General features: G+C 62.7%; 17 protein-coding genes. 11 read left to right on the top strand and 6 right to left on the bottom strand.

Annotated features, from left to right (window positions below):
* The first annotated feature begins 36 nt into the window (after positions 1 to 36).
* The 3 genes from mmsB to HXS66_RS06185 all read left to right on the top strand — a co-directional run bounded on the left by mmsB (position 37) and on the right by HXS66_RS06185 (position 2,980).
* Complete coding sequence (mmsB, locus tag HXS66_RS06195; protein WP_084208097.1) at positions 37 to 951, top strand: 3-hydroxyisobutyrate dehydrogenase; 915 nt, start codon at positions 37 to 39, stop codon at positions 949 to 951.
* A gap of 63 nt (positions 952 to 1,014) precedes the next feature.
* Entirely contained in the window at positions 1,015 to 1,428 is a 414-nt protein-coding gene (locus HXS66_RS06190) for a rhodanese-like domain-containing protein (RefSeq protein ID WP_077375616.1), read from the top strand.
* A gap of 166 nt (positions 1,429 to 1,594) precedes the next feature.
* A complete protein-coding gene (locus tag HXS66_RS06185) occupies positions 1,595 to 2,980 on the top strand; it encodes an MATE family efflux transporter (RefSeq protein WP_176503104.1) in 1,386 nt (461 codons plus the stop codon).
* Between the two features lie 160 nt (positions 2,981 to 3,140).
* Here the strand turns inward: HXS66_RS06185 and HXS66_RS06180 are convergent, their stop codons facing one another.
* Positions 3,141 to 3,428, bottom strand: coding sequence for a pyrimidine/purine nucleoside phosphorylase (locus tag HXS66_RS06180; protein WP_043331318.1), 288 nt, complete (start codon positions 3,426 to 3,428; stop codon positions 3,141 to 3,143).
* Positions 3,429 to 3,503: 75 nt separating this feature from the next.
* Positions 3,504 to 4,337, bottom strand: a complete 834-nt coding sequence (locus HXS66_RS06175) for a pyruvate, water dikinase regulatory protein (protein WP_077374789.1) — start codon at positions 4,335 to 4,337, stop codon at positions 3,504 to 3,506.
* Between the two features lie 394 nt (positions 4,338 to 4,731).
* Between HXS66_RS06175 and ppsA the strand changes: the two genes are divergently transcribed.
* Entirely contained in the window at positions 4,732 to 7,119 is a 2,388-nt protein-coding gene (gene ppsA, locus HXS66_RS06170; protein WP_255303125.1) for a phosphoenolpyruvate synthase, read from the top strand.
* Between the two features lie 419 nt (positions 7,120 to 7,538).
* Positions 7,539 to 8,804: a dicarboxylate/amino acid:cation symporter gene (locus HXS66_RS06165; RefSeq protein WP_218015147.1), complete on the top strand. Its 1,266-nt coding sequence runs from the start codon at positions 7,539 to 7,541 to the stop codon at positions 8,802 to 8,804.
* A 99-nt stretch (positions 8,805 to 8,903) separates the two neighbouring features.
* Here HXS66_RS06165 and rraA read toward each other — a convergent pair whose 3' ends face one another.
* A complete protein-coding gene (rraA, locus tag HXS66_RS06160; RefSeq protein ID WP_077374783.1) occupies positions 8,904 to 9,404 on the bottom strand; it encodes a ribonuclease E activity regulator RraA in 501 nt (166 codons plus the stop codon).
* A gap of 332 nt (positions 9,405 to 9,736) precedes the next feature.
* On the opposite strand from rraA, the gene HXS66_RS06155 reads away from it, so the two are divergent.
* Positions 9,737 to 10,357, top strand: a complete 621-nt coding sequence (locus tag HXS66_RS06155; RefSeq protein ID WP_077374780.1) for a porin family protein — start codon at positions 9,737 to 9,739, stop codon at positions 10,355 to 10,357.
* A 165-nt stretch (positions 10,358 to 10,522) separates the two neighbouring features.
* Here the strand turns inward: HXS66_RS06155 and acnB are convergent, their stop codons facing one another.
* Positions 10,523 to 13,126, bottom strand: a complete 2,604-nt coding sequence (gene acnB, locus HXS66_RS06150) for a bifunctional aconitate hydratase 2/2-methylisocitrate dehydratase (protein ID WP_077375609.1) — start codon at positions 13,124 to 13,126, stop codon at positions 10,523 to 10,525.
* A 405-nt stretch (positions 13,127 to 13,531) separates the two neighbouring features.
* Here acnB and HXS66_RS06145 point away from each other — a divergent pair, with 405 nt between their 5' ends.
* The 3 genes from HXS66_RS06145 to HXS66_RS06135 all read left to right on the top strand — a co-directional run bounded on the left by HXS66_RS06145 (position 13,532) and on the right by HXS66_RS06135 (position 18,801).
* Positions 13,532 to 14,020 (top strand): DUF1289 domain-containing protein, encoded by a 489-nt coding sequence (locus tag HXS66_RS06145; RefSeq protein WP_077374777.1) that lies wholly within the window; start codon positions 13,532 to 13,534, stop codon positions 14,018 to 14,020.
* Positions 14,021 to 14,090: 70 nt separating this feature from the next.
* Complete coding sequence (locus HXS66_RS06140; protein WP_176503244.1) at positions 14,091 to 14,792, top strand: tRNA-(ms[2]io[6]A)-hydroxylase; 702 nt, start codon at positions 14,091 to 14,093, stop codon at positions 14,790 to 14,792.
* A 94-nt stretch (positions 14,793 to 14,886) separates the two neighbouring features.
* Positions 14,887 to 18,801, top strand: a complete 3,915-nt coding sequence (locus tag HXS66_RS06135; protein WP_136938714.1) for an AAA family ATPase — start codon at positions 14,887 to 14,889, stop codon at positions 18,799 to 18,801.
* Positions 18,802 to 18,932: 131 nt separating this feature from the next.
* Here HXS66_RS06135 and HXS66_RS06130 read toward each other — a convergent pair whose 3' ends face one another.
* Both HXS66_RS06130 and HXS66_RS06125 read right to left on the bottom strand, forming a co-directional pair.
* The gene (locus HXS66_RS06130; protein ID WP_176503102.1) at positions 18,933 to 19,700 is read right to left on the bottom strand and encodes a UDP-2,3-diacylglucosamine diphosphatase; all 768 of its coding nucleotides are present in this window, start codon (positions 19,698 to 19,700) and stop codon (positions 18,933 to 18,935) included.
* Between the two features lie 156 nt (positions 19,701 to 19,856).
* The gene (locus HXS66_RS06125; protein WP_043331309.1) at positions 19,857 to 20,351 is read right to left on the bottom strand and encodes a peptidylprolyl isomerase; all 495 of its coding nucleotides are present in this window, start codon (positions 20,349 to 20,351) and stop codon (positions 19,857 to 19,859) included.
* 236 nt (positions 20,352 to 20,587) lie between these two features.
* Between HXS66_RS06125 and HXS66_RS06120 the strand changes: the two genes are divergently transcribed.
* Positions 20,588 to 22,267: a glutamine--tRNA ligase/YqeY domain fusion protein gene (locus HXS66_RS06120; RefSeq protein ID WP_077374771.1), complete on the top strand. Its 1,680-nt coding sequence runs from the start codon at positions 20,588 to 20,590 to the stop codon at positions 22,265 to 22,267.
* Positions 22,268 to 22,469: 202 nt separating this feature from the next.
* On the top strand, positions 22,470 to 23,852 hold the full coding sequence (gene cysS, locus HXS66_RS06115) for a cysteine--tRNA ligase (protein WP_084209639.1): 1,383 nt from the start codon (positions 22,470 to 22,472) through the stop codon (positions 23,850 to 23,852).
* Positions 23,853 to 23,948: the final 96 nt, after the last annotated feature.

Genomic DNA, 23,948 nt, shown 5'->3' with positions numbered 1-23,948 from the left:
ATGACAACAAGAACCTGTTCACGAGGAAGCATTGCCATGACATCCATCGGTTTCATCGGGCTCGGCAACATGGGCGGCCCCATGGCCCTCAATCTGGTCAAGGCCGGCCATGAGGTGAAGGTCTTCGATCTGGTCGAGTCGGCCATGAGCCAGCTGGTCGAGGCGGGTGCCTCACGCGCCGAGTCGCCACGCCAGGCGACAGAGGGCGTTGACGTCGTCATCAGCATGCTGCCGGCGGGGCAGCACGTGCGAAAGCTCTATCTGGGTGACAAGGAAGACGGCGAGGGTGGCCTCTTGGCGACACTCGACGCTTCGGTACTGGTGATCGACGCCTCGACCATCGCGCCGGATGATGCCCGGCTGGTCGCTCGCCATGCCGCCGAGCGTGGCATCACCTTCATGGACGCCCCGGTGTCGGGCGGGGTCGGTGGCGCACGTGCCGGCACGCTGAGCTTCATCGTCGGTGGCGAGGCCGACGGCTACGCGCGTGCCGTGCCGCTGCTGGAAGTGATGGGCAAGAATCTGTTCCATGCAGGCCCGGCCGGCAGCGGTCAGGTCGCCAAGATCTGCAACAACATGCTGCTGGGCATCCTGATGAGCGGCACTGCCGAGGCGCTGGCGCTGGGGGTCAAGAACGGACTGGACCCGGCCGTGCTCTCGGAGGTGATGAAGCAGTCCTCCGGCGGCAACTGGGCGCTCAACGTCTATAACCCCTGGCCCGGGGTGATGGAGGCGGCACCTGCGTCCAACGACTATCAGGGCGGCTTCCTGGTGGACCTGATGGCCAAGGATCTTGGCCTTGCCTGGGAAATGGCGCTGGGCTCGAAATCGGCAGTGCCAATGGGCTCCCAGGCGCGTAACCTGTTCGCCCAGCATGCCGCCCAGGGTGCGGGACGTCTCGATTTCTCGAGCATCCAGCGTTTCTATCGTTGCGGCGAGGCGGATGTGTGAGGTGTCACGCAGGCGGTGAGTGGCATGCATCATCAGGACGATATCATCTGCAAGGAGGACCCCATGATTCGACCGGTCAGTGAGCTGGTGGCAGCGGCCGAGAAGGAGATCGACACCCTGTCGCCTGAGGCGCTGCGTCAGGCGCTGGAGGAGTCTCGCGCAGGCGGTACGCCCCTGATCCTGGTGGATATCCGCGATGTGCGTGAGCTGGAGCGGGAAGGCCGCATTCCCGGGGCCATCCATGCGCCACGCGGCATGCTGGAGTTCTGGGTCGACCCGGCCTCGCCCTATCACCGTGCCGATTTCGCCCGTGAGGGACGTTATGTGCTGTTCTGCGCCGGTGGACTGCGCTCGGCGCTGGCCACCAAGTCGCTCAAGGACATGGGATTCGGGCCGGTCGCCCATCTCGGGGGCGGCTTCGCGGCCTGGCGTGAGTCGGGAGGCGAAGTCATCTCGCCCTTCATGCAGGGCAACTAGTCCGGCTTGCAGCCCCTGATCCGCAAGGGAACTGCTCTCGCCGCGCGGATGTCTTACACTGTGCCCGTCCTGCACGACGGATTGCACGACAGATCGTACGATCGATAGCCCCCGATGGCCCCGCAGGCAGCTCGCCTGACGGGGCCGTTTACTGTCCGGAGCCTGCATGCCTGAGCCTGCCAACCCCACGTCCTCTTCCTCTGCCAGAAACCCGTCCCCGCGTGGTCGGCGTGATCTGCTGCGTGATCCGATCGCCTCGACGCTTGCCCGCATGACGGGGCCGGTGATCGGCGGCATCGTCACCATGATGCTGTTCAACCTGGTGGATGCCTGGTTCATCGCCCAGCTGGGCACCGCGGAGCTGGCGGCGGTCACCTTCACCTTTCCGGTGACCTTTGCCGTCATCAGCATCGCCATCGGTCTGTCCATCGGCACCACCGCCGTGGTGGGGCGCAGGCTCGGGCGTGGCGAGTTCGAGACGGTCAAGGCGCGGGCCACGGATGCCAGTCTGCTGGGGCTGCTGCTGGGCGTCATGATGATCGTGGCGGGGCTTGTCAGCATCGGGCCGCTGTTCGGGCTGCTGGGGGCCGATGACACCCTGATGCCGCACATCCAGGACTACATGCAGGTGTGGTACTTCGGGGCGCCCTTCGTGTTGCTGCCACGCGTGCTGGGCAGCGTGCTGCGCGCCGAGGGCAATACCCTGGTGCCCTCGCTGGTGATGGCGGCGGCAGGGGGTCTCAATGCGCTGCTCGACCCGCTGCTGATCTTCGGCATCGGAGATTGGCAGGGCATGGGCGTGGCGGGGGCGGCGTTGGCCACGGTGCTGTCGTGGCTGGCGATGACGCTGGGCTTGCTGGCATTGCCATTGCTGCGCGCGCGGCTGGATCTGCATCAGCTGTCGCTGACACGTCTGATCACCTCATGGCGAGAAGTGGGGGCCATCGGCCTGCCTGCGGCCATGACCAGCGTGATGACGCCGATCGCCACGGCGCTGGTCACGCGGATCGTCAGTCAGCATGGTCATGCCGCCGTCGCGGCCTATGGCATCGGTTCACGCATCGAGTCACTGGCGCTGATTCTGGTGCTGGCACTCTCGATGACGCTGTCACCCTTCATCAGCCAGAACGATGGTGCCGGACAGCACCGGCGGGTATGGCGAGCCATCCACGGCATACTCGGCTTCATTCTCGTCTGGCAGCTGGCGGTCTGGCTGGGGCTGGGGCTTGGCGGTGAGTGGATCGCGGCGCGCTTCGCTGAAAGCCCGGAAGTCGCGCAGCTGGTGGTCACCTACCTGTGGCTGATTCCCGCTGCACTCGGCGCCCAGGGCGTGATCATCCTCGCCAATTCCAGCCTCAATGCGCTGCACGAGCCACGCCGGGCGATGACACTCTCGCTGGTGCGACTGTTCGCTCTGCTGGTGCCACTGGCCTGGCTGGGCGGCGCCCTGTATGGCGTGATCGGTATCTTTGCCGGGGTAGCGACAAGTTACCTGTTGATGGGTGGTATCAGTTATCTGGCGCTGCGCTCGGTCCTCAGGCAGCGCGCCTGAGCCTGGTAGCGAGAGACAGTCGTCGTGACGAAAAAAAGCCGCCGTGGCCCGAGAGGGTACGGCGGCTTCTTCATGTCTGGCTTTCAGCGCCTTGGGCGGCTGTTTACCAGTGCCTCAGGCGGCTGTTTTCAAGTGCCTTAGGCGGCTTATTCCCAGTGCCTTAGGCGTCTTCGTACTTGCACAGATAGGCGGATTCGACCGTAGTGCGCACTTCGAAGCTCTGGTTGGCTTCGACGATGAAGCTTTCACCGGCGGCGAGCTGATACCACTCTTCCGCGCCCGGCAGCAGTACCTGCATGTCGCCGCTGATCAGGGTCATGTATTCGCGTTGGCTGGTGGCGAACACGAATTCGCCGATGGCCATCACGCCGACCGTGGCAGGAAGGTCTGCGCTCTGGAAGGCGATGGAGGCCACCTGGCCGTCGAAGTAGTGGTTGGTGTTGAACATGGGGAGACTTCCTGCGTGAGTAGGGGGGCTGTTGTGGTCGATGTGTGTTGTTGGGGGCTAACGTAGCGCCGGGTATCAGCGCGGTGAGAAGCGGCGTGCCAGGCCGGTCTCGGCGATCATGCGTGTCGAGATCTCTTCGATCGAGAAACGCGTGGTATCGATGTAGGGCACCTTGGAGCGGCGGAAGAGTGCCTCGGTCTGCTCGACTTCCTGCAGACACTGGTCGATCGAGCAGTAGCGGCTGTTGGGGCGACGCTCGGTACGAATGGCGGCCAGACGGCGCGGGTCGATGGTCAGCCCGAACAGCTTGTGACGATATTGCGCCAGTGAGGCGGGCATCTTGAGGGTGCCGGATTCGTCGAGATCATCCTCGGTCAGCGGGTAGTTGGCCGCGCGGATGCCGAACTGCAAGGCCAGATACAGCGAGGTCGGGGTCTTGCCGCAGCGTGAGACGCCGATGAGGATGACGTCGGCCTTGTCGTACTGGTGGGTGCGCGCTCCATCATCGTTGTCGAGGGCAAAATGCACCGAATCGATGCGGTTCATGTAGACATCATCCTGACCGATGGAGTGGGTCTTGCCGACGCTGTAGGACGAGTGGGTATCCAGCTCCTCTTCCAGTGGCTTGAGGAAGGTGGAGAAGATGTCGACCTTGAAACCGGAGGATTCCGAGATGATGTCACGGATGTCCTGATCGACGATGGTGTCGATGATGATGGGGCGCTCACCGTCCGTGGCGTGGGCGCTCTCGATGGCCTTTACCAGTGCCGTGGCCTTCTCGGAGGAGTCGATGTAGGGCTTGGTCACCATGCGGATGTCGGTGTTCTCGAACTGGGCCAGCAGACTGCGTCCCAGTGTCTCGGCGGTGATACCGGTTCCATCGGAAATGAAGAAGGCGGTTCGGGTCATGACGGGCACTCGTGAAGAACGAATCGAAGACACAACCCGGCGCAGGGTGTCGTCTCGTGAAGTCCCAAGTGTCGGCGTTCACTGTCGTGCTTGCAATATCCGGCGGATGGCCAGTGGCGCGATATGGGAAATCTCGTGTTCCCGTTCTCCGGCAAAGCGGCCCATGACTACATTCCTGTAGCGGCCGTTTCTGGCTTGTCGACATGTTCGGCGACGATGGCGACAGAACGCCTGAAACAGTCTCAGGGTTGTAGTCCTCCTCCACTGACTAGCCGGTTAGACCAATGGCTAATACTAGAGAGAGCTTGTTAGGGTGGCGTCATTGCTGAACGGAAGGCGGTTCAACGTCCTCCATCGGTCATTCGTTTCCATCCATTGGTACCAGGGGGTTCCCTTGTCACAGCAAGCCACATCCGAATACGTCGTCGATTTCGATCAGCTCGGCATGAACGATGTTGATCGCGTTGGCGGCAAGAACGCCTCGCTCGGTGAGATGATCTCCAATCTGGCCGATGCCGGTGTCACCGTGCCCGGCGGCTTTGCGACTACCTCCTTTGCCTATCGCGAGTTCCTGGCTCACGAAGGCCTCGACAAGCGTATCAATGCCGCCCTCGATGCTCTCGATGTGGATGACGTGGTCGAACTGGCGCGCGTCGGTGCCGAGATTCGTCAGTGGATCATCGATACGCCGCTGCCGCCGGCCTTCGAGGCCGAGATGGAACGTGCCTATGCCGAGCTGCAGGCCAGACACCCGAACTTGAAGGTCGCCGTGCGCTCCTCCGCCACCGCGGAAGACCTGCCGGACGCCTCCTTCGCCGGTCAGCAGGAAACCTTCCTCAACATCGAAGGTTTCGACAACATCAAGCGTGCGGTTCACGAGGTGTTCGCGTCACTGTTCAACGACCGCGCCATCTCCTACCGCGTGCACAAGGGCTTTGATCACTCGCTGGTCGCGCTGTCTGCCGGCGTGCAGAAGATGGTGCGCTCCGAGACGGCCGCTTCCGGCGTGATGTTCACGCTGGATACCGAATCCGGCTATCGCGACGCCGTCTTCGTCACCGGCTCCTGGGGCCTGGGCGAGACCGTGGTACAGGGCGCGGTCAACCCTGACGAGTTCTATGTCCACAAGACCACGCTGGCAGCGGGTCGCCCGGCGGTGCTGCGTCGCAACCTGGGCTCCAAGCTGATCAAGATGGTCTACACCGACGACACCAGCGCCGGGCGTTCCGTCGAGACCGTCGACGTGCCGGTACCGGAGCGTCATCGCTTCTGCATCAGCGACGCCGATGTCGAGGCACTGGCGCGCCAGGCCATGATCATCGAGAAGCACTACCAGCGTCCGATGGATATCGAATGGGCGCGTGACGGCGATGACGGCAAGCTCTACATCGTCCAGGCGCGTCCGGAAACGGTCGTCAGCCAGGAAGAGGGCGGCAACCTCGAGCGCTTCCAGCTGCGCGAGAAGGGCCGGACCCTGGTGACGGGGCGTGCCATCGGCCAGCGTATCGGCCAGGGCGCGGTACGCGTGATCGACAACCCGGAGCAGATGGACAAGGTGCAGGTCGGCGACGTGCTGGTCACCGACATGACCGACCCGGACTGGGAGCCGGTCATGAAGCGCGCTTCCGCCATCGTCACCAACCGCGGCGGCCGTACCTGCCACGCGGCGATCATCGCGCGTGAGCTGGGCATTCCGGCCGTCGTCGGCTGTGGCGATGCCACCTCGGTGCTCGCTGAAGGCCGTGAAGTGACGGTTTCCTGCGCCGAAGGCGATACCGGTCATGTCTATGACGGCATCCTCAACTTCGATCGCACTGTCACCAGCGTCAACGAGATGCCGGAGATTCCGTTCAAGATCATGATGAACGTCGGTAACCCGGACCGTGCCTTCAGCTTCTCGCGTCTGCCGAATGCCGGCGTGGGCCTGGCACGTCTCGAGTTCATCATCAACCGCATGATCGGCGTGCACCCCAAGGCGCTGCTCGACTACGCCACCCTGCCCATCGATCTGCAGCAGACCATCGATGCGCGTACCGCCGGCTACGCAAGCCCGGTCGACTTCTACGTTGACAAGCTGGTCGAGGGCATCTCCACCCTGGCGGCCGCCTTCCACCCGCAGAAGGTCATCGTGCGCATGTCGGACTTCAAGTCCAACGAGTACGAGAACCTGATCGGCGGCAAGATGTACGAGCCGGGCGAAGAGAACCCGATGCTGGGCTTCCGTGGTGCCTCGCGCTACGTGTCCGACACCTTCCGCGACTGCTTCGACCTGGAGTGCCGTGCGCTCAAGCGTGTGCGTGACGAGATGGGCCTGACCAACGTCGAGATCATGGTGCCCTTCGTGCGTACCACCGGCGAGGCGGAGCAGGTCATCAAGCTGCTGGGCGAGAATGGTCTGGTACGTGGCGAGAACGGCCTGCGTGTCATCATGATGTGCGAGTTGCCGACCAATGCGCTGCTGGCGGATCAGTTCCTCGAGCACTTCGATGGTTTCTCCATCGGTTCCAACGACCTGACCCAGCTGACCCTGGGGCTGGATCGCGACTCCGGTATCGTCGCTCACCTCTTCGATGAGCGTAATCCGGCGGTCAAGCAGCTGATGTCGATGGCGATCCGTGCCTGCAAGGCGCAGGGCAAGTACGTCGGCATCTGTGGCCAGGGCCCGTCAGACCATCCGGAGCTGGCCAAGTGGTTGATGGAAGAGGGCATCGACAGCGTCTCCCTCAACCCGGATTCCGTGCTGGAAACCTGGTTCATGCTGGCGGACAAGGAGCTGGTGTAACCCAGGCTTTCCACGACGGTGACCTGACGCGCTGAGGCGCAGAGGGTGGTTGTCACTCAGGGCGCCCATCGCACTCGACGTGCGGTGGGCGCTTTTCATTTTCTCGCCCGAAAACTGAATGGATGGTCAGCTCGCGACACTAGACCAATGGTGTAGAAACCGGCAGAAGCATGTCAGTTCGTAACAAATAGCAACAAAATGATCTCGAATCCGCGACTAAATGATGATCATCCTGCCTCGTGTGGAAAAGGCAGTCATTTATAATCCCAGCCACCCCGCTGACCACAATATCCATGGTGACTATGACTCCATGGTGGTTATGAATCCATGGTGACCATGACGGCAGGCCTCACCGGTAGCCAGCAATGCGGTGGCACGCAACAACCGACCTTTCAGACACAATCCAAGGTAGTCGTAACGTGAAACAGTCTTTATGGAAGAACATCGGCGTTCAGGTAGTCATCGCCATGATACTGGGCGCTGGTGTAGGCGCTTACATGGGCGAGAGCGCCGCGATGTTCGCGCCACTCGGTGAGCTCTTCATTCACCTGATCAAGATGCTGGTGGTACCGCTGATCGCGGTCTCCATCGTGTCGGGAGCCGCCAATCTGGGCGATAGCCCTTCTGCCGGCAAGATCGGTCTCTCCACCTTTGCCTTCTTCATGCTCACCTCAGCCGTGGCGGTGATGCTGGCGCTGGTGATGGGGCATGTGTTCCAGCCGGGCAGTGGGGTGGATCTGGAAAGCGCCAAGGGCATGTTCTCCAACGCCTACGCCGACAAGGGCAGCGTGCCGGGCGTGATGGATACCATTCTGGGCATGGTGCCGACCAATATCTTCGGCGCACTCACCGATGCCAACATCCTGCAGATTCTGGTGTTCTGCCTGTTTCTCGGCATTGGCCTGTCCAAGACCGGCGAGCGTGGCAAGCCGCTGATCGAAGGCCTGAATACCGTGATCGAGGCCTTCGTGTGGATGATCAACGTGGTGATGCTGATCGCGCCGATCGGCGTCTTCGGTCTGATGGCGGACGCCGTCGGCACCTTCGGCTTCGATGTGCTGACCCTGGTGATGAAGCTGTTCCTCGTCTACATGGGCGCCATCCTCATCTATGGCTTCGTGTTCTACCCGCTGGTGGTCAAGTTCGGCTCTGACGTGCCGCTGGGTCGCTTCCTGTCGGTGATGAAGAAGCCGCAGGCCGTCGCGCTGTCCACGGCGTCCTCCATGGCGACCCTGCCGGTCAACATGGAAGTCTGCGAGAAGGAGCTGGGCCTGAAGAACGCCACGACGGCCTTCGTGCTGCCGCTGGGCGCGACCATCAACATGAGCGGCAACGCCATCTATTACGGGCTGGTGGCGATGTTCTTCGCCCAGGTCTTCAACGTCGATCTCGGCTTCTCCGCCTACGCCGCCATCGTGTTCACCGCAACCCTGGGTGCCATCGGTCAGGCTGGCGTGCCGGGGCCGTCGTTCCTGGTGGTTGCCGTGCTGCTGGCGGCCGGCATTCCCATCGAGGGCCTGCCGCTGCTGTTCGCGCTGGATCGTATCTTCGACATGACGCGTACCGCGCTCAACATCACCGGTGACGCGGCCTGCGCCGCCGTGGTGGATCGCTTCGCGCGTGCCGATGATGCGGTCGCCGAGCGCCAGGACACTGCAGCAGGTGAGCCGGTCAGCGTGCGCTGAGACAGACACGACTGACAGGAAAACGCCCCCGCAGCCAGAACGGTTGCGGGGGCGTTTTCATTGGGGGCTTGAACGGTTCGACCGGTGGTCGGGAACCGGTCAGGGCGTCGGCTGGGTGCGAATCAGCGCTTCCTTCGAGGTGACGATGCCGTTGTTGTCGGCATAGAGGAAGTCGCCCGGCACGATGGTGACACCGGCAAAGGTGACCGGGATGTCGCGCTGGCCTTCGCCACGCTTGATGCTGGGACGCGGGTAGCAGCCGAGTGCCTGCACGCCGAGCTGGGTGGCGTGGATCTCGTCGACATCACGGATGCAGCCATACATGATTACGCCGGCCCAGCCGCTCTTGGCGGCCTGCTCGGCGAGCATGTCGCCCAGCATGGCGCAGCGCATCGAGCCACCGGCATCGACGACCAGCACGCGCCCTGCACCGGGTTCCGCGACTGCCGCCTTGACCAGCGAGTTGTCCTCGAAGCACTTGATGGTCACGACTTCGCCACCAAAGGACTCGACGCCGCCGTAGTTGATGAACAGGGGCTCGAGGACTTGCACATCAGGGAACTCATCGCAGAGATCGGGGGTGGAGATGGAGTGCGTCATGTCGGATTCCTTGTGCTGGGCGGCCCGGTGAGGGTCGCTTGGGGACGGAGCGCTGGCGATTGCTGCAATGCCACAACGTCGAGAATGCCCGATACGCCAAGGCTTTGCACCTGTGCGAAGGGCTAAGCGGGCCTCGGGCGCGTGCAAGCGAGGGACGGGAGGGTCACGAGGGCATGTTGCTGACTGGCGACGTGGGAAGTAGTGAAAACGCCACTCTTGAAACACCGTTCGATATCTACCACGATGCTCCTGCACCCATGGCAGGCGACGTTGAACCAGACTGCCTCTGGCAGGCATCCGCCTGTGCCGCCCATTGGATCAAGGAGCAACACATGAGCAAGTCACGTCTTCTGGCCGCCCCGTTGGCCACCGTTTCCTTCGCCGCTCTCGCTCTGGCGCTCAGTGGACACGCCCAGGCGGCAGGCAATGCCACCGAAGGGCTCTATATCGGTGCCGGTACCGGTTTTTCCAGCCTGAAGAACGATGATTCCGATGAGGCCGGCGATTTCATCGACTCCGGCAGTGATGACTTCGACGTGGATGATGACGACAACGTCTACAAGGCCTTCGTGGGCTATCAGTACAACCCGTACTTCGCCACCGAAGCCTTCTATACGGATCTCGGGACCGTTCAGCTCAAGGGCAATGACTTCGGCAATACCGATCTCAAGTCCAAGGCCTACGGCGTCAACGTGGTGGGTATCCTGCCGATCGGCCAGTACTTCTCGCTGTTCGCCAAGGCGGGCATGGCCAAGTGGGAAACCGATGTCGACGGCAATCTGGGCGATTCCAGTGTCGACCTGAAGGACAATGACGGCTTCGACCCGGTCTATGGTGCCGGTGCCCAGGTCAATCTCGATCCGTTCCTGATCCGTGCCGAATACGAGCGTTATGACTTCGACAGCGACTATCAGGTAGATGCCTTCACGGCCTCTGTCGGTTACAAGTTCTAGGCCGAGCAGGTCGTCTCGGGCGGCGGGCGAAAACGCCAGGCATGAAAAAACGGGCCGTCCCTGATGGGGCGGCCCGTTTCGTTGTCTCGCTGGCAGCTCTGGCGTGACCAGTGACGGCTGCTGTCCAGAGAGGCGCCGGACATTGGAGCCCGGCGCCTCGCCTGATCAGGCTTCCTGAGTGACCGGAATCACGTTGGAGGCGGCATTCTGGAACTCTTCGATCTCATGGAAGTTCAGGTAGCGATAGATCTCGCCGGCCATGGCATCGAATTCGCCCATGTAGCCCTGATACTCCTCGACGCTCGGCAGACGACCGATGACCGCGGCGATGGCGGCCAGTTCGGCAGACGCCAGGAAGACGTTGGCGCCGTCGCCCAGACGGTTCGGGAAGTTGCGCGTGGAGGTGGACACCACGGTGGACTTGGCAGCCACACGTGCCTGGTTACCCATGCACAGTGAGCAGCCCGGCATTTCCATGCGCGCGCCGGCACGGCCGTAGATGCCGTAATAGCCTTCGGCGGTCAGCTGGTGCTGGTCCATCTTGGTCGGCGGTGCCAGCCACAGCTTGGTCTTCAGGCTACCGGCCGGCTGCTTCTCGAGCAGCTTGCCGGCGGCACGGAAGTGACCGATGTTGGTCATGCACGAGCCGATGAAGACCTCGTCGATCTTCTGGCCGGCCACGTCGGACAGCAGACGCGCATCGTCCGGGTCGTTCGGGGCACACAGCACCGGCTGATCGATCTCGTCGAGGTCGATCTCGATGATCTCGGCGTATTCCGCGTCCTTGTCGGCACGCATCTGGCTCGGGTTGGCCAGCCACTCTTCCATGCCGGCGATACGACGCTCGATGGTACGGGCATCGCCGTAACCGTTGGCGATCATCCACTTGAGCAGGGTGATGTTGGACGTCAGGTACTCGGTCACGCTCTCGTCGGACAGCGTGATGGTGCAGCCCGCGGCGGAGCGCTCGGCAGAGGCGTCAGACAGCTCGAAGGCCTGCTCTGCGGTGAGATCTTCCAGACCTTCGATTTCCAGAATGCGGCCGGAGAAGGCGTTCTTCTTGTTGGACTTGTCGACGGTCAGCAGGCCCTGCTTGATGGCGTACAGCGGGATGGCGTGGACCAGGTCACGCAGGGTGATGCCCGGGCGACGCTTGCCCTTGAAGCGCACCAGCACGGATTCCGGCATGTCCAGCGGCATCACGCCAGTCGCGGCGGCGAAGGCCACCAGGCCAGAGCCTGCCGGGAAGGAGATGCCCATCGGGAAGCGGGTGTGGGAGTCACCACCGGTACCGACGGTGTCCGGCAGCAGCATGCGGTTCAGCCACGAGTGGATGATGCCGTCACCCGGGCGCAGCGACACGCCGCCGCGGTTCATGATGAAGTCCGGCAGGGTGTGGTGAGTCTCGACATCGACCGGCTTCGGGTAGGCGGCGGTGTGGCAGAAGGACTGCATCACCAGGTCGGCCTGGAAGCCCAGACATGCCAGATCCTTCAACTCGTCGCGAGTCATCGGGCCGGTGGTGTCCTGGGAGCCGACGGTGGTCATCTTCGGCTCGCAGTACATGCCCGGACGCACGCCTTCCATGTTGCAGGCCTTGCCGACCATCTTCTGCGCGAGGGTGAAGCCCTTGCCGGTATCCTTCGGCTGCTCCGGCAGACGGAAGACGTCAGAGGCGTCCAGTCCCAGCTCGGTACGTGCCTTGTCGGTCAGACCGCGACCGATGATCAGCGGGATACGGCCGCCAGCACGCACTTCGTCCAGCAGGACCTGAGTCTTGAGGGAGAAGGTGGAGATGACTTCGTCGGTGTCGTGACGGCAGACCTTGCCTTCGTACGGGTAGATGTCGATGACATCGCCCATGGCCATCTTCTCGACGTCCATTTCCACCGGCAGGGCACCGGCATCTTCCATGGTGTTGAAGAAGATCGGCGCGATCTTGTTGCCGAACACGAAGCCGCCAGCGCGCTTGTTGGGCACGTTCGGGATGTCGTCACCGAAGAACCACAGCACGGAGTTGGTGGCGGACTTGCGTGAGGAGCCGGTACCGACCACGTCGCCGACGTAGGCGACCGGGAAGCCCTTGGCCTTCACTTCCTCGATCTGGGCCAGCGGGCCGATGACGCCTTCTTCCTGCGGGATGATGCCATCACGCGGGTTCTTGAGCATCGCGTTGGCGTGCAGCGGGATGTCCGGACGTGACCAGGCGTCAGGCGCCGGGGACAGGTCGTCGGTGTTGGTCTCGCCCGGCACCTTGAAGACGGTCAGGGTGATCTTGTCCGCCAGGGCGGGCTTTGACAGGAACCACTCGGCGTCCGCCCAGGACTGCAGCACGGATTGCGCGACGGTGTTGCCGGCCTTGGCGCGCTCGGCGACATCGTGGAAGGCATCGAACATCAGCAGGGTGTGCTTGAGCTGTTCGCCGGCTTCCTTGGCCATGGACTCGTCGTCCAGCAGCTCGACCAGCGTGGCGATGTTGTAGCCGCCCTGCATGGTGCCGAGCAGCTTGGTGGCGTGGGTCTTGTCGATCAGCGGTGAAGAAGCTTCGCCACGCACGATGGCGGTCAGGAAGCCAGCCTTGACGTAAGCGGCTTCATCGACGCCCGGCGGGATGCGATTGGTGAACAGGTCGAGGATGAACTCTTCTTCACCGGCCTGCGGATTCTTGAGCAGTTCGACCAGATCAGCGGTCTGCTCTGCATTCAGCGGCTTCGCCGGGATGCCCTGCTGGGCGCGTTCTTCAACCTGTTGACGGTAGGCTTCAAGCACGTGGGAGACCCTCATCTGTAATCGTGTCGAGATGCGTGTGCCAGTCGTCACGCGAACCGGCAGAGACATCCCGAGGCTTCTTGCGGGTAATTCAAGCGTCTTATTGCGAGCGAATCAGGCGCTACGGGGCGAACGCGAGTCTACTCAACTTTGTCGACAATGTTAAGGAGCACCCCCGTGCGGGGGCTGAGACTTTGGTCGTCATCCAGGGCGCCATTTCGACCTTAACAGCTTGATATTGCATTTCTTTGTCGCGCTTCAGGCATGGCGCGGCTCGCATCGCCCGATGTCGCGTCGAGGTGACTCGAGCCTTGCGGTCTCCGGGCACCGCTGTCGAGCTCAGCAGGCGCACGGTATGATGCTGTTATCCTTTTTCCTGAAATTTCGCCGCAAGCCGAGGGCAGCATGAGCCGTATTCTTTCTCCCTGCGTCGGGGTGTGTTCCACCACGGTGGGTGACAACGTCTGTCGTGGATGCCAGCGCCATGACCAGGAGATCCTCGACTGGTTCGGGTATGACAGTGAGCAGCGCACGCAGCGCATGCGCGAGCTGGATGCGCTGCGCAGTGACGTCGCCGGGCGCTGGCTGTACGTGCATGACGAGGCGGCGCTGGCAGAACAGTTGACGCGCCACCGGATTCGTTTTCGTGAGGATCAGTCGGCGCTGTCACGTGCGGTGGAGCTCCTGCGGGTGGGACGCACCAGGATCCGTGACCTCTCTGCCTATGGCATCACGCCGTGCAGTGGCGGCGAAGAACTTGAGCCGGAACAGCTTTTTTCGCGAATAAACGATGAAATCATGGTGGAAGCGGCAAAGCGGGCCAATAATGAAGTGAGTCCGGCAGGTCATCCTTCTGATGCAACGCAAGATGACGCTGGCAAGAGAAAAGACTGACATGATGGACGATGGCATGACCCTGATGACTGACCGCGAGCGTTTCGCGACGGATGAGCATGACGCTCGGATGGCCCATGAGCTTTCACGCGTCATCAAGGCGCCGCAGGGGCCGAGCAACGAGGATACCGATGCACTGCTGCCGGACTCCCTGCTGGCCTTTCTCGGTTGCCGCACACCGCACGCCTGGGTAGAGGCGGCGCTCGACAATCCTGAGCTGTTGCTGATCGACCACGCGCAGTGCGAGAAGAAGGCGGCCTCCACCGCGATGAGTCTGATGTACCGCTATGTGGACCACCCCTTGCTGCTGAGCAAGATGTCACAGCTGGCTCGAGAGGAGCTTCTGCACTTCGAGCAGGTGGTAGGACTGATGGAAAGGCGTGGAATCGTCTATCGTCATATCAAGGCTTCCGGATATGCAGAAGGACTGCGTCAGCAGGTGCGCAAGGAAGACCCTCAGCGGCTGGTGGATATCCTGCTGATCGGGGCATTGATCGAAGCGCGGTCCTGCGAGCGATTCGCGCGTCTGATCCCGTATCTTGAGCCCGAGCTTGCAAAGTTCTATCGCACTTTGGTTAAGTCTGAGGGACGCCATTATGAGGATTACCTCATGTTGGCCGAGCGTTACAGCAAGGAACCATTGGAATCCCGTCTTGCGGTACTGCGTGCGGTGGAGAAGGAGCTGATCGAGCGTCCTGATGTCAGCTTCCGTTTCCACAGCGGCATCCCCGTCATGAATCGGGTGGAAAACGCCTCAAGCCAGGTGAGTTGAGGCAGTACAGACACAAGGCAAGGCTCAAGAACAGGGGACCTCCGGCGCCATGGCTGGGCTGGCGTTTCGTTCGCGACTTTGAAATGGATGACACATGACGCAGGAAACATCTGGTCAAGCTCAATTGGCGCTGCTGGGACATTTCCAGCTGACCCTGGGCGATGACACGCTGACGCAGTTCAGCTACGACAAGGTCAAGGCACTGTTGCTGCATCTTCTGCTGCATGATCAGGCCGTCTCGCGGGCGGGGCTGGCAGAGCTGCTATGGCCGGATCAGGGGCTATCCTCGGGCCGCACCAACCTGCGCCATGCCCTGCATTGCCTGCGTCAGAGCCTGGGGGAGGAGGCCGACAATCTTCTGACGGTCTCACGTCAGACGATCGCGCTGTCGATTCCGGATTACTGGGAGCTGGATCTCGACGAGCTCAACGGCCTGTTGCTGGCGCCGCCCTCGGTGGCGACGCTCAACGAGGTGCTGGGACTCTACCGGGGCGATCTCGTCGAAGAGCTTGCCCTGACCCAGTGCCCGGAATTCCAGCGCTGGATGATCAAGGTGCGCGGCGAATGGCGTCAGCGCGTCATCCAGTATGCCGAGCGAGTACTGGCGACCGATGAGCCGGTCCCGGACGATGTGCTGCGGACCCTGGTGAGCCGCTTCTCCGGATATGGCCCCTTCCATGAACGCCTGGTACGTCAGCTCGCGGAAGATGGTCAGTCGGCTGCGGCGCATGAGCAGTTCAATGCCTTCCTGCAACAGCTGGCACTCTCCGGTCAGCAGCCTGATCCGGGATTCCTGCAGCTGGCCCGTTACTGGTCCGATGGCAAGAGCGAGCAGATGGGCGCGCTCACGCCGCAGGGCGCCATTTCTCGCACGCTGTCGCTGGACAGCGCGCCGCTGCGTGAAGACGAGATCGACCACCGTCAGCTGTCGGTCATGGCGATTCGCCTCAGCGTCAAGGACAGTCATCGCGATCGCGTCTGGGCCCGCGCCAGTCTGACCCTGCAGATCGAGCTGCTGCGCTGGCTGGAGCAGCAATGCCACCACCTGGGCGGTTTCTGGCTGCCGGGTGCCACGGGTGGCGTCGGCCTGGCGTGCTTCGGCACGCATGGCCCGGCCCATCAGCTGGCAGAGCTCGTGGCGCTTTATGAGCACTGCAGCAAGGCGATGCCGGATGAGATCGAGCGGATCTGGGATGGCGAAGGCAAGCCGCCGGTCTTCTCGCTGTCGGCGGGTCTCCACTCCGGGCAGGTCATCTATCTGCCGGAGCGTCAGCTGGCCGACCCGCTTGGCCAGGTGACCCAGTATTCCCTGGAATTGATGACGGCGGCCGAAGGCAGCGAGCTGGTGATTTCCCAGGAGGCCAGTCAGCACATGCCTCCCGCACTGGATCTGCAGCCACGTCTCACGTCACGCCTGTTGGCAGCGGACGGACGAGTGCGTCTGCGCGCGTTGGTCCTGAGCAGCAGCGTGGGGCATCGTGAGGCGTCACTGCCGACACTGATCGGACGTGAAGGCGAGCTGCGCCGTCTGCGCGATGCGCTGGCGCGTGCCAGTATCGGGCTGCGTCAGAGCGTGCTGGTCAGCGGCAACTCCGGCATGGGCAAGTCGGCCCTGATGGTCAACTTCCGGCAGCTCGAACAGAGTCAGGACGTGGGCCTGTGCTGGATGCCGACGACTCGCCTCTCGCAGCTGGAACCCTACAGCGTGGTGCGCACCCTGATGCGCTGGCGCCTCGATGGTCATGTGGATCGTGATGGCGTCGAACAGGTATTTGAATCCTCCGAGGCCTTGCAGGCTCTCGACGAGGACGTGCGTCGCTCCTTCCATGCGGTGCTGGGGACCGCGGAGGAGGCCTCGGAAGATGAATCCCTGATCCAGAGCAGCGAGACGGTCGAGCGTGTGGTGCGTGTGCTGCATCTGGTGATCGAGAAATCGGCAAGCCTGCGTCCGCTGGTGATGATGATCGACGACCTGCAGTGGCTCGATGAACCGTCGCTCAAGGTGCTGGCGGGACTGCAGGCGCGCCTGCCCATCAACATCGGCTTCATGCTGGCGGCCAGCCACAACGGCCGCGACAGCCTTGCCGTCAAGCTCAACTGGGACCAGCATATCTCGCTGGGTCGCCTGGACCCGATGCAGGTCTCGCGTCTGCTGTCGCATCTGTCGCGTCGCTATCGTCTGCATCTCAGCCCGCGCATGCGCAGCCAGCTCATCGAGCGCTGCGATGGTGTGCCGCTCTACCTGCAGGAGATCTGTCGTCGTCTCGACATGGATCGCCGTGAGGGGCGTCCGGTGCAGCTCGACGAGCTGCCCAAGGGCTTGATCGGCCTGCTGTCCAGCCGTATCGACCAGCTGGAAGAAGGCCGCGATGTGGCCCACGCCGCCGCCGTGCTGGGACGTGTCTTCAAGCTGAGCTTCCTGCGCCAGAGCTGCGAATTCGAGGAAGGGCGCCTCAAGCGTTCCATCGAGAGCATGCAGCGCCTGGAGATCATCGAGGCCTGTGGCAACGATAGTGAATTCGACTACCAGTTCACCCACCAGCTGATCCAGGAAGCGGCCTATCTGTCCTGCCCGCGTGACGTGCGTCGCCGCATTCACCTGCAGGTCGTGGCCCTCATCGAGGACAAGCATCCTGCCTGGATCAGCCGTCACCCCGGCTATTTCGCCGTCCATCTGCGCAAGTCACAGAACTTCAGTCGTGCTGCGCGCTATTTCGAGCTGTCGGCACGTGAAGCGCTCAAGATCAGCGCCAACCGTACCGCGCTCAAGATGGCCGACAGTGGTCTGGCGTGTCTCAAGCATGTCGAAGGGCAGGAGGAGCGCGAGGTGAGCCTGCTGACCGTGCGCGGCCAGGCCGGCTTCGCGCTGGAAGGGCATGGTTCCCGCATCGCGCACGAGAGCTTCGTGCAGGCGCGCAATCTGCTCAACAGTCCGGCGCTGCTGGAAGATGATGAGCCGGATCTCGAGCAGGCCTTCATCGTGAAGTGGGGACTGTGGGTCGGTTGCAGTGAGCGCCATGCGCATGCGGATGCCTTCGCGCTGGCCTCGGGCCTGAGTGATCTGGCGGAAGAGCTGTCGGATGGCCGTTATCGTCGTCTGGCCGACTATGCGCGGGCACACTGCGAATTCTGGGCCGGTCGCGTACGCGTGGCAGGTGAGCATCTCGATGAGATCGATCCGGTCCACAATCCCATGGTGCTCGAATGGTTGCCGTTCAGTGATCACCCTCAGGTGGCAGCGGCATGTCTGCAGAGCTGGACGTCCTGCCTGCGCTTTGACTACGTGCAGGCCGAGCAGCAGGCCGAGGCGGCCATCCGCATGGCGGAGGCCATCGGTCAGCCGGGCTCGTTGGCCATGGCGTTGATGTTCTCCACCTCGCTCTATCGTCAGCTGGGGCATACCCATCTGGCCACCCAGCGTGCCGAGCGGGCGCTGGAGCTGACCCGCTCCGCGGATCTGCACCTCTGGCACATGGCGGCGCATGGCGTGCTTGGCTGGGCGCGGGCGATGAACGGCGACCGCGACGGGCTCGCGATGCTGCAGTCCAGCATCAACGAGTTCGCCGAGCTGACCGGGCGTGAGCGGCATCAGCGGCCCAATCTCTGGTACATGGATGCCGTGATGGCGCTGGGCGAGCATTCGGCGGCCGAAGAGTACATGGAGAAGGTGCTGCTGGTGGCTCAGGAGCGCAACTCCTTCTATCTGGCAGAGGTCAGCTACCTGGTGGCCGCGTTGCGTGCCGCTCAAGGTCTGCCGAGCGAGAAGGTGCGTTCCTTGATCGAGCAGGGCCTGGCCTACTCCATCGAGCAGGAAAATCCGCATCATGAAGCAATGGGGCTCGCTGCCTGGTTGAGGCTGGTCGATGCGCAGGATACCGAGCGCTGCGAGCGCCTCAAGGCACTGCTGGATGAGCTGCCGGCAACGGATGCACCCGCGGTACTGGGGTGGCATCAGCTGGTGGAGGCGGTGGAAGGGCGTGCGCGTCGCAAGGCGTCCTCGCCGGCCTGACGCGCACGCCCGGCGCTCCGGGCTGAGCAGACTCTGAACGGCGCCAGTCGCTTCGCAAGCCGAGGCTGGACAAGGAAAAGCCCCCGTTGCCACTCAAGGCAACGGGGGCTTTTCATGGGCGTTGCGAGCGATCAGCCGTGGGTGATCGCATCACACAGTGGCAATGCGAATTCCCGCAGGGTCGGTCCCTGGCCGCAGGCAATGATGTCGAAGGCGGTACCGGGGCGCCAGTCGCCCAGCACGATGCGGCGCGCCGCTTCGCCATCGATCTCGAGTTCATGTACCGCCGGGCGATGGGTGTGGCCGTGGATCAGGGTGCGCACGCCGTGCTCGCGCATCTCGCGAACCACTTCCTCGGGCGTGACGTCCATGATCGCCTCATCCTTCTCGCTGTTGGTCTCGCCGGACTGCATGCGCAGTGACTGGGCCAGGGCCAGTCGCTGCTCCAGCGGCATGGCCAGAATCTGTGCCTGCCACTGAGGGTCGCGCGTCATGGCACGAAACTTCATGTAAGCCTCATCGCGGGTACACATGCTGTCGCCATGCATCAGCAGCACGCGCTCGCCGTCGAGCTCGATCACGCTCGGGTCGGGCAGCAGGGTCACGCCGGCCTCGGCCGCGAAGGTCTCGCCGATGAGGAAGTCGCGATTGCCGTGCATGAAGTAGAGCCTGGTGCCGCGGGCCGAGACGCGCTGCATGGCTTCGCTCATGCGCTGGGTGAAGTCGTCGCGATAATCATCGCCGACCCATACCTCGAAGATATCCCCCAGCAGGTAGAGGCGATCCACCGCAGGTTCGCAGGTCGCCAGGCGCGCCATGTAGTCGAGAAAGCCCTGGGCGATCTCGGGAGTCTCGGGCTGCAGGTGCAGGTCGGAGATGAACAGAGTGGTGGCAGTCATGGTCAGGTCCACGGGTCGGGGCGGGTGTCGTCATGCGCAGCAGGCGACGGAAGAGGCCGAGTGAGAGAGCAACGCAAACCGCCCGGCCTGACGCTCGATATCACGAGGCAAGGCCGGGCGGCAGGTACGCGGTGAGGCGCGATCAGCGGAAATCGCTTATTCGGTGATTTCGGCGCTGGTGATGATCACGTCTTCTGCCGGCACGTCGGCGTGGCCGTCGCGACGCGTGGTCTTGACCGCCTCGATCTTCTCGACCACGTCCATGCCTTCGACGACCTTGCCGAACACGCAGTAACCCCAGCCCTGGCTGGTCTTGCTGGTGAAGTTCAGGAAGTCGTTGTCATTGACGTTGATGAAGAACTGGGCGCTGGCGGAGTGAGGATCCATGGTACGTGCCATGGCCACGGTGCCGCGGTCGTTCTTGAGGCCATTGTCGGCTTCGTTCTCGATCACGCCGTTGGTCGGCTTCTGGTTGAAGTCGGTGTCAAAGCCACCGCCCTGAACCATGAAACCCGGGATGACGCGGTGGAAAAGGACGTTGCTGTAGTGGCCTTCACGCACGTATTGCTCGAAGTTGGCCGCAGTCTTCGGGGCCTTCTCGTGGTTGAGTTCGAGGGTGATGTCGCCGTAGTTGGTGTGAAGAACGATCATGCGAATTTCCCGGTCATCTGTCTTGCTCAAGTGTCAGGCAGGCGGGGCCTCATGGCATCGCCTGCGGGCGTCGCGCTATAATAGCGGCTTTGTATCCTGAGACGAAAGCCTGAGGGGGCGGCAGGCCCCGGAGACGCACGCCAGCGCGCGTCACGATCGCCTGCTACCCAGTGCCAGTCCCCGTGACGTCCCGGAACACGACGCCCAAGAACCACACAGAGGTGCAGCGAAACTTCATGAGTACCGAGACCCAGAGCGCCCCGAACTTCGTGTTGAACCAGATCCGCGAAGAACTCGACGCCGGCCGCGCCGAAAAGGTTGTCACGCGTTTCCCGCCGGAGCCCAACGGCTTCCTGCACATCGGGCACGCCAAGTCGATCTGTCTGAACTTCGGTCTGGCGCAACAGCTCGGTGGCGACTGTCACCTGCGCTTCGATGACACCAACCCGGCCAAGGAAGAGCAGGCCTATATCGACGCCATCAAGGAAGACGTCGAGTGGTTGGGCTTCGAGTGGGCCGGCAAGGTGCGCTTCGCCTCCGATTATTTTGATCAGCTCTATGCCTGGGCCCAGCACCTGGTGCGCGAAGGCAAGGCCTATGTCGATGACCTCTCACCGGACGAGATCCGTGAATACCGTGGCACGCTCAAGGAGCCGGGACGTCCCAGCCCCTACCGTGAGCGTAGCCCCGAGGAGAATCTCGATCTCCTCGAGCGCATGAAGAAGGGCGAGTTCGGCGAGAGCGAGAAGGTGCTGCGTGCGCGCATCGACATGGCCGCGCCCAACATCAATCTGCGCGACCCGATCCTCTACCGCATCCGTCATGCCAGCCACCATCAGACCGGCGACAAGTGGAAGATCTATCCGTCCTATGATTTCACCCACGGTCAATCCGATGCACTGGAAGGCGTGACGCACTCCATCTGTACGCTGGAGTTTGAAGACCACCGCCCGCTGTACGAGTGGTTCCTCGCCAATCTGCCGGTGCCGAGCACGCCGCGTCAGATCGAGTTCGCGCGTCTGAACCTGGATTACACCGTCACTTCCAAGCGCAAGCTGAAGCTGCTGGTGGATGAAGGCGTGGTCGATGGCTGGGATGATCCGCGCATGCCGACCATCTCCGGCATGCGCCGTCGTGGCTATACCGCGGCTTCCATCCGCAAGTTCTGCGACATGATCGGCGTGAGCCGTGCTGACGGCGGCATGGTCGAGATCGGCATGCTGCACCACGCCATTCGCTCGGACCTGGAAGACAACGCGCTGCGTGCCATGTGCGTGCTCAACCCGCTCAAGGTGGTGCTGACCAACCTGCCGGAAGGCCATGAGGAAGTGTTCGAGGTCCCCGGCCATCCGGCGCGTGATGACATGGGCACGCGTCAGATTCCGCTGACCCGTGAGCTGTGGATCGACGCGGATGACTTCATGGAAGACGCGCCGAAGAAGTTCTTCCGTCTCGCGCCCGAGAAGGAAGTGCGTCTGCGCAACGGTTACGTCATCCGCTGTGATGAAGTGATCAAGGATGACGCCGGCGAGATCGTCGAGCTGCGGTGCAGTGTCGACCTCGATACCCTCGGCAAGAACCCGGAAGGCCGCAAGGTCAAGGGTGTCATCCATTGGGTCAGCGCCGAGCATGCAGTGCCGGTCGAGGTGCGTCAGTACGAGAATCTGTTCCTGGAAGCCGAGCCGGACCGTGACAAGGATGTCGATTTCCTTGAGCACCTCAATCCGCAGTCGCTGAGCATCGTCAAGGGCTTCGGTGAGCCGAGTCTGCGCGATGCCGCGCCGGAAACGCGCTACCAGTTCGAGCGTATCGGCTACTTCGTGGCGGATCGTCATGACTGCGTCGATGGCGCGCTGGTCTTCAACCGCACCGTCAGCCTGAAGGACGGTTGGGCCAAGGCACAGAAGAAGGGGTGATGGTCGGCGGGCTCCCGCGGGAGCCCTGTCGTCACGCTTTCGTGACCTGCTTCACGGCCCGCAGTCTGATCCTGTACCTTCTGTGACGAAGATGCATGACCGGCCTGCGGGCCGTTCCATTTTGAAAGGCTGACAGCTTTCTGTCAGCAAAGTAGCCAAGGGCGATGACTGAATGATTCCACTCGAAGATGCCGCGAGCACACTGTCCATCTACAGTACCCTGAGCCGGACCAAGGCACCTTTCGTGCCACTGGAAGGCAACAAGGTGCGCATGTACGTCTGTGGCGTGACGGTCTATGACCTCTGTCACATCGGGCATGCGCGTGTGATGGTGGCCTTCGATGTCATCACGCGCTACCTGCGTGCGCGCGGGTATGACGTCACCTACGTGCGCAACATCACCGACATCGACGACAAGATCCTCAAGCGCGCCGACGAGAATGGCGAGGCCTTCGATGCGCTCACCGAGCGCATGATCCAGGCGATGCATGAAGATGAAGGGCGCCTGGGGATTCTGCGTCCTGACCTCGAGCCGCGTGCCACCGCGCACATCGCTGACATCATCGCGATGACCGAGACGCTGATCGACAAGGGCTATGCCTATGCGGCCAGCAACGGTGATGTCTACTACCGTGTGCGTCGTTTCGAGGGCTACGGCAAGCTCAACAACCGTCAGCTCGATGACATGCAGTCCGGTGCGCGGGTGGAGGTCGAGGAAGCCAAGGAAGATCCGCTCGACTTCGTGCTGTGGAAGGCTGCCAAGCCGGGCGAGGCCAGCTGGCCGTCGCCCTGGGGGGAGGGGCGTCCTGGCTGGCATATCGAGTGCTCCGCGATGTCGACCTGCTGCCTGGGCAACACCTTCGATATCCACGGCGGCGGGCCGGACCTGACCTTCCCCCATCACGAGAACGAGATCGCCCAGTCCGAGGCCGCCACGGGCCAGCAGTACGCCAACGTGTGGATGCATGCCGGCGCGGTGCGTGTCGGTCAGGACAAGATGTCCAAGTCGCTGGGCAACTTCTTCACCATTCGTGACGTGCTGGAGCAGCACAACCCGGAAGTGGTGCGTTACCTGCTGGTGGCCAGCCACTATCGCAGCGCGATCAGCTATGAAGCCAACTCGCTGGATGAGGCGCGTCGCTCGCTGGAGCGCTTCTACAATGCGCTCGAGACTGTCACGCCCGAGCAAGGCGAGGTGTCAGGCGATTGGCGGGCACGCTTCGTGGCCGCCATGGATGACGACTTCAATACGGCGGGTGCGCTGTCGGTGCTGTTCGAGCTGGCACGCGAGCTGAACCGTGCCAAGAAGGAAGCACCGCAGCAGGCGCCGGCGCTGGCCTTCGAGCTGATCTCGCTGGGCGGTCTGCTGGGTCTGTTCGGGCAGGACCCGGCAGTCTTCCTCAAGGGCGATACTGCGGCACTGGCGTTGTCTGAAGACGAGATCCAGGCGCAGATCGAGGCGCGTGCCGCCGCCAAGAAGGCCAAGGATTTCGCGGGGGCGGATCGCATCCGTGACGAGCTGGCCGCACAGGGCATCATCCTCAAGGACTCCCGTGAGGGGACGACCTGGGTGCTGGAAGGCTGATGTCACTGGCGTGATGCGATGTCAGCATGAAAAAACCGCCGTCCCATGAGGGGCGGCGGTTTTTTGTGCGCTGTCGACCAGCACCGCTTTCGAGCC

The organism is Cobetia sp. 5-11-6-3, assembly GCF_013374055.1.
Taxonomy (GTDB): Bacteria; Pseudomonadota; Gammaproteobacteria; order Pseudomonadales; family Halomonadaceae; genus Cobetia; species Cobetia marina.
The sequence above is the reverse complement of the archived record's forward strand: the minus strand, read 5'-3'. Positions and strand labels throughout refer to the sequence as shown.

Bases quoted from the DNA above. Each gene is read 5' to 3' on its own strand.
- mmsB (WP_084208097.1), top strand. From the start codon at position 37: ATGACATCCATCGGTTTCATCGGGCTCGGCAACATGGGCGGCCCCATG.
- HXS66_RS06190 (WP_077375616.1), top strand. From the start codon at position 1,015: ATGATTCGACCGGTCAGTGAGCTGGTGGCAGCGGCCGAGAAGGAGATC.
- HXS66_RS06185 (WP_176503104.1), top strand. From the start codon at position 1,595: ATGCCTGAGCCTGCCAACCCCACGTCCTCTTCCTCTGCCAGAAACCCG.
- HXS66_RS06180 (WP_043331318.1), bottom strand. From the start codon at position 3,428: ATGTTCAACACCAACCACTACTTCGACGGCCAGGTGGCCTCCATCGCC.
- HXS66_RS06175 (WP_077374789.1), bottom strand. From the start codon at position 4,337: ATGACCCGAACCGCCTTCTTCATTTCCGATGGAACCGGTATCACCGCC.
- rraA (WP_077374783.1), bottom strand. From the start codon at position 9,404: ATGACGCACTCCATCTCCACCCCCGATCTCTGCGATGAGTTCCCTGAT.
- HXS66_RS06155 (WP_077374780.1), top strand. From the start codon at position 9,737: ATGAGCAAGTCACGTCTTCTGGCCGCCCCGTTGGCCACCGTTTCCTTC.
- HXS66_RS06145 (WP_077374777.1), top strand. From the start codon at position 13,532: ATGAGCCGTATTCTTTCTCCCTGCGTCGGGGTGTGTTCCACCACGGTG.
- HXS66_RS06140 (WP_176503244.1), top strand. From the start codon at position 14,091: ATGGCCCATGAGCTTTCACGCGTCATCAAGGCGCCGCAGGGGCCGAGC.
- HXS66_RS06135 (WP_136938714.1), top strand. From the start codon at position 14,887: ATGACGCAGGAAACATCTGGTCAAGCTCAATTGGCGCTGCTGGGACAT.
- HXS66_RS06130 (WP_176503102.1), bottom strand. From the start codon at position 19,700: ATGACTGCCACCACTCTGTTCATCTCCGACCTGCACCTGCAGCCCGAG.
- HXS66_RS06125 (WP_043331309.1), bottom strand. From the start codon at position 20,351: ATGATCGTTCTTCACACCAACTACGGCGACATCACCCTCGAACTCAAC.
- HXS66_RS06120 (WP_077374771.1), top strand. From the start codon at position 20,588: ATGAGTACCGAGACCCAGAGCGCCCCGAACTTCGTGTTGAACCAGATC.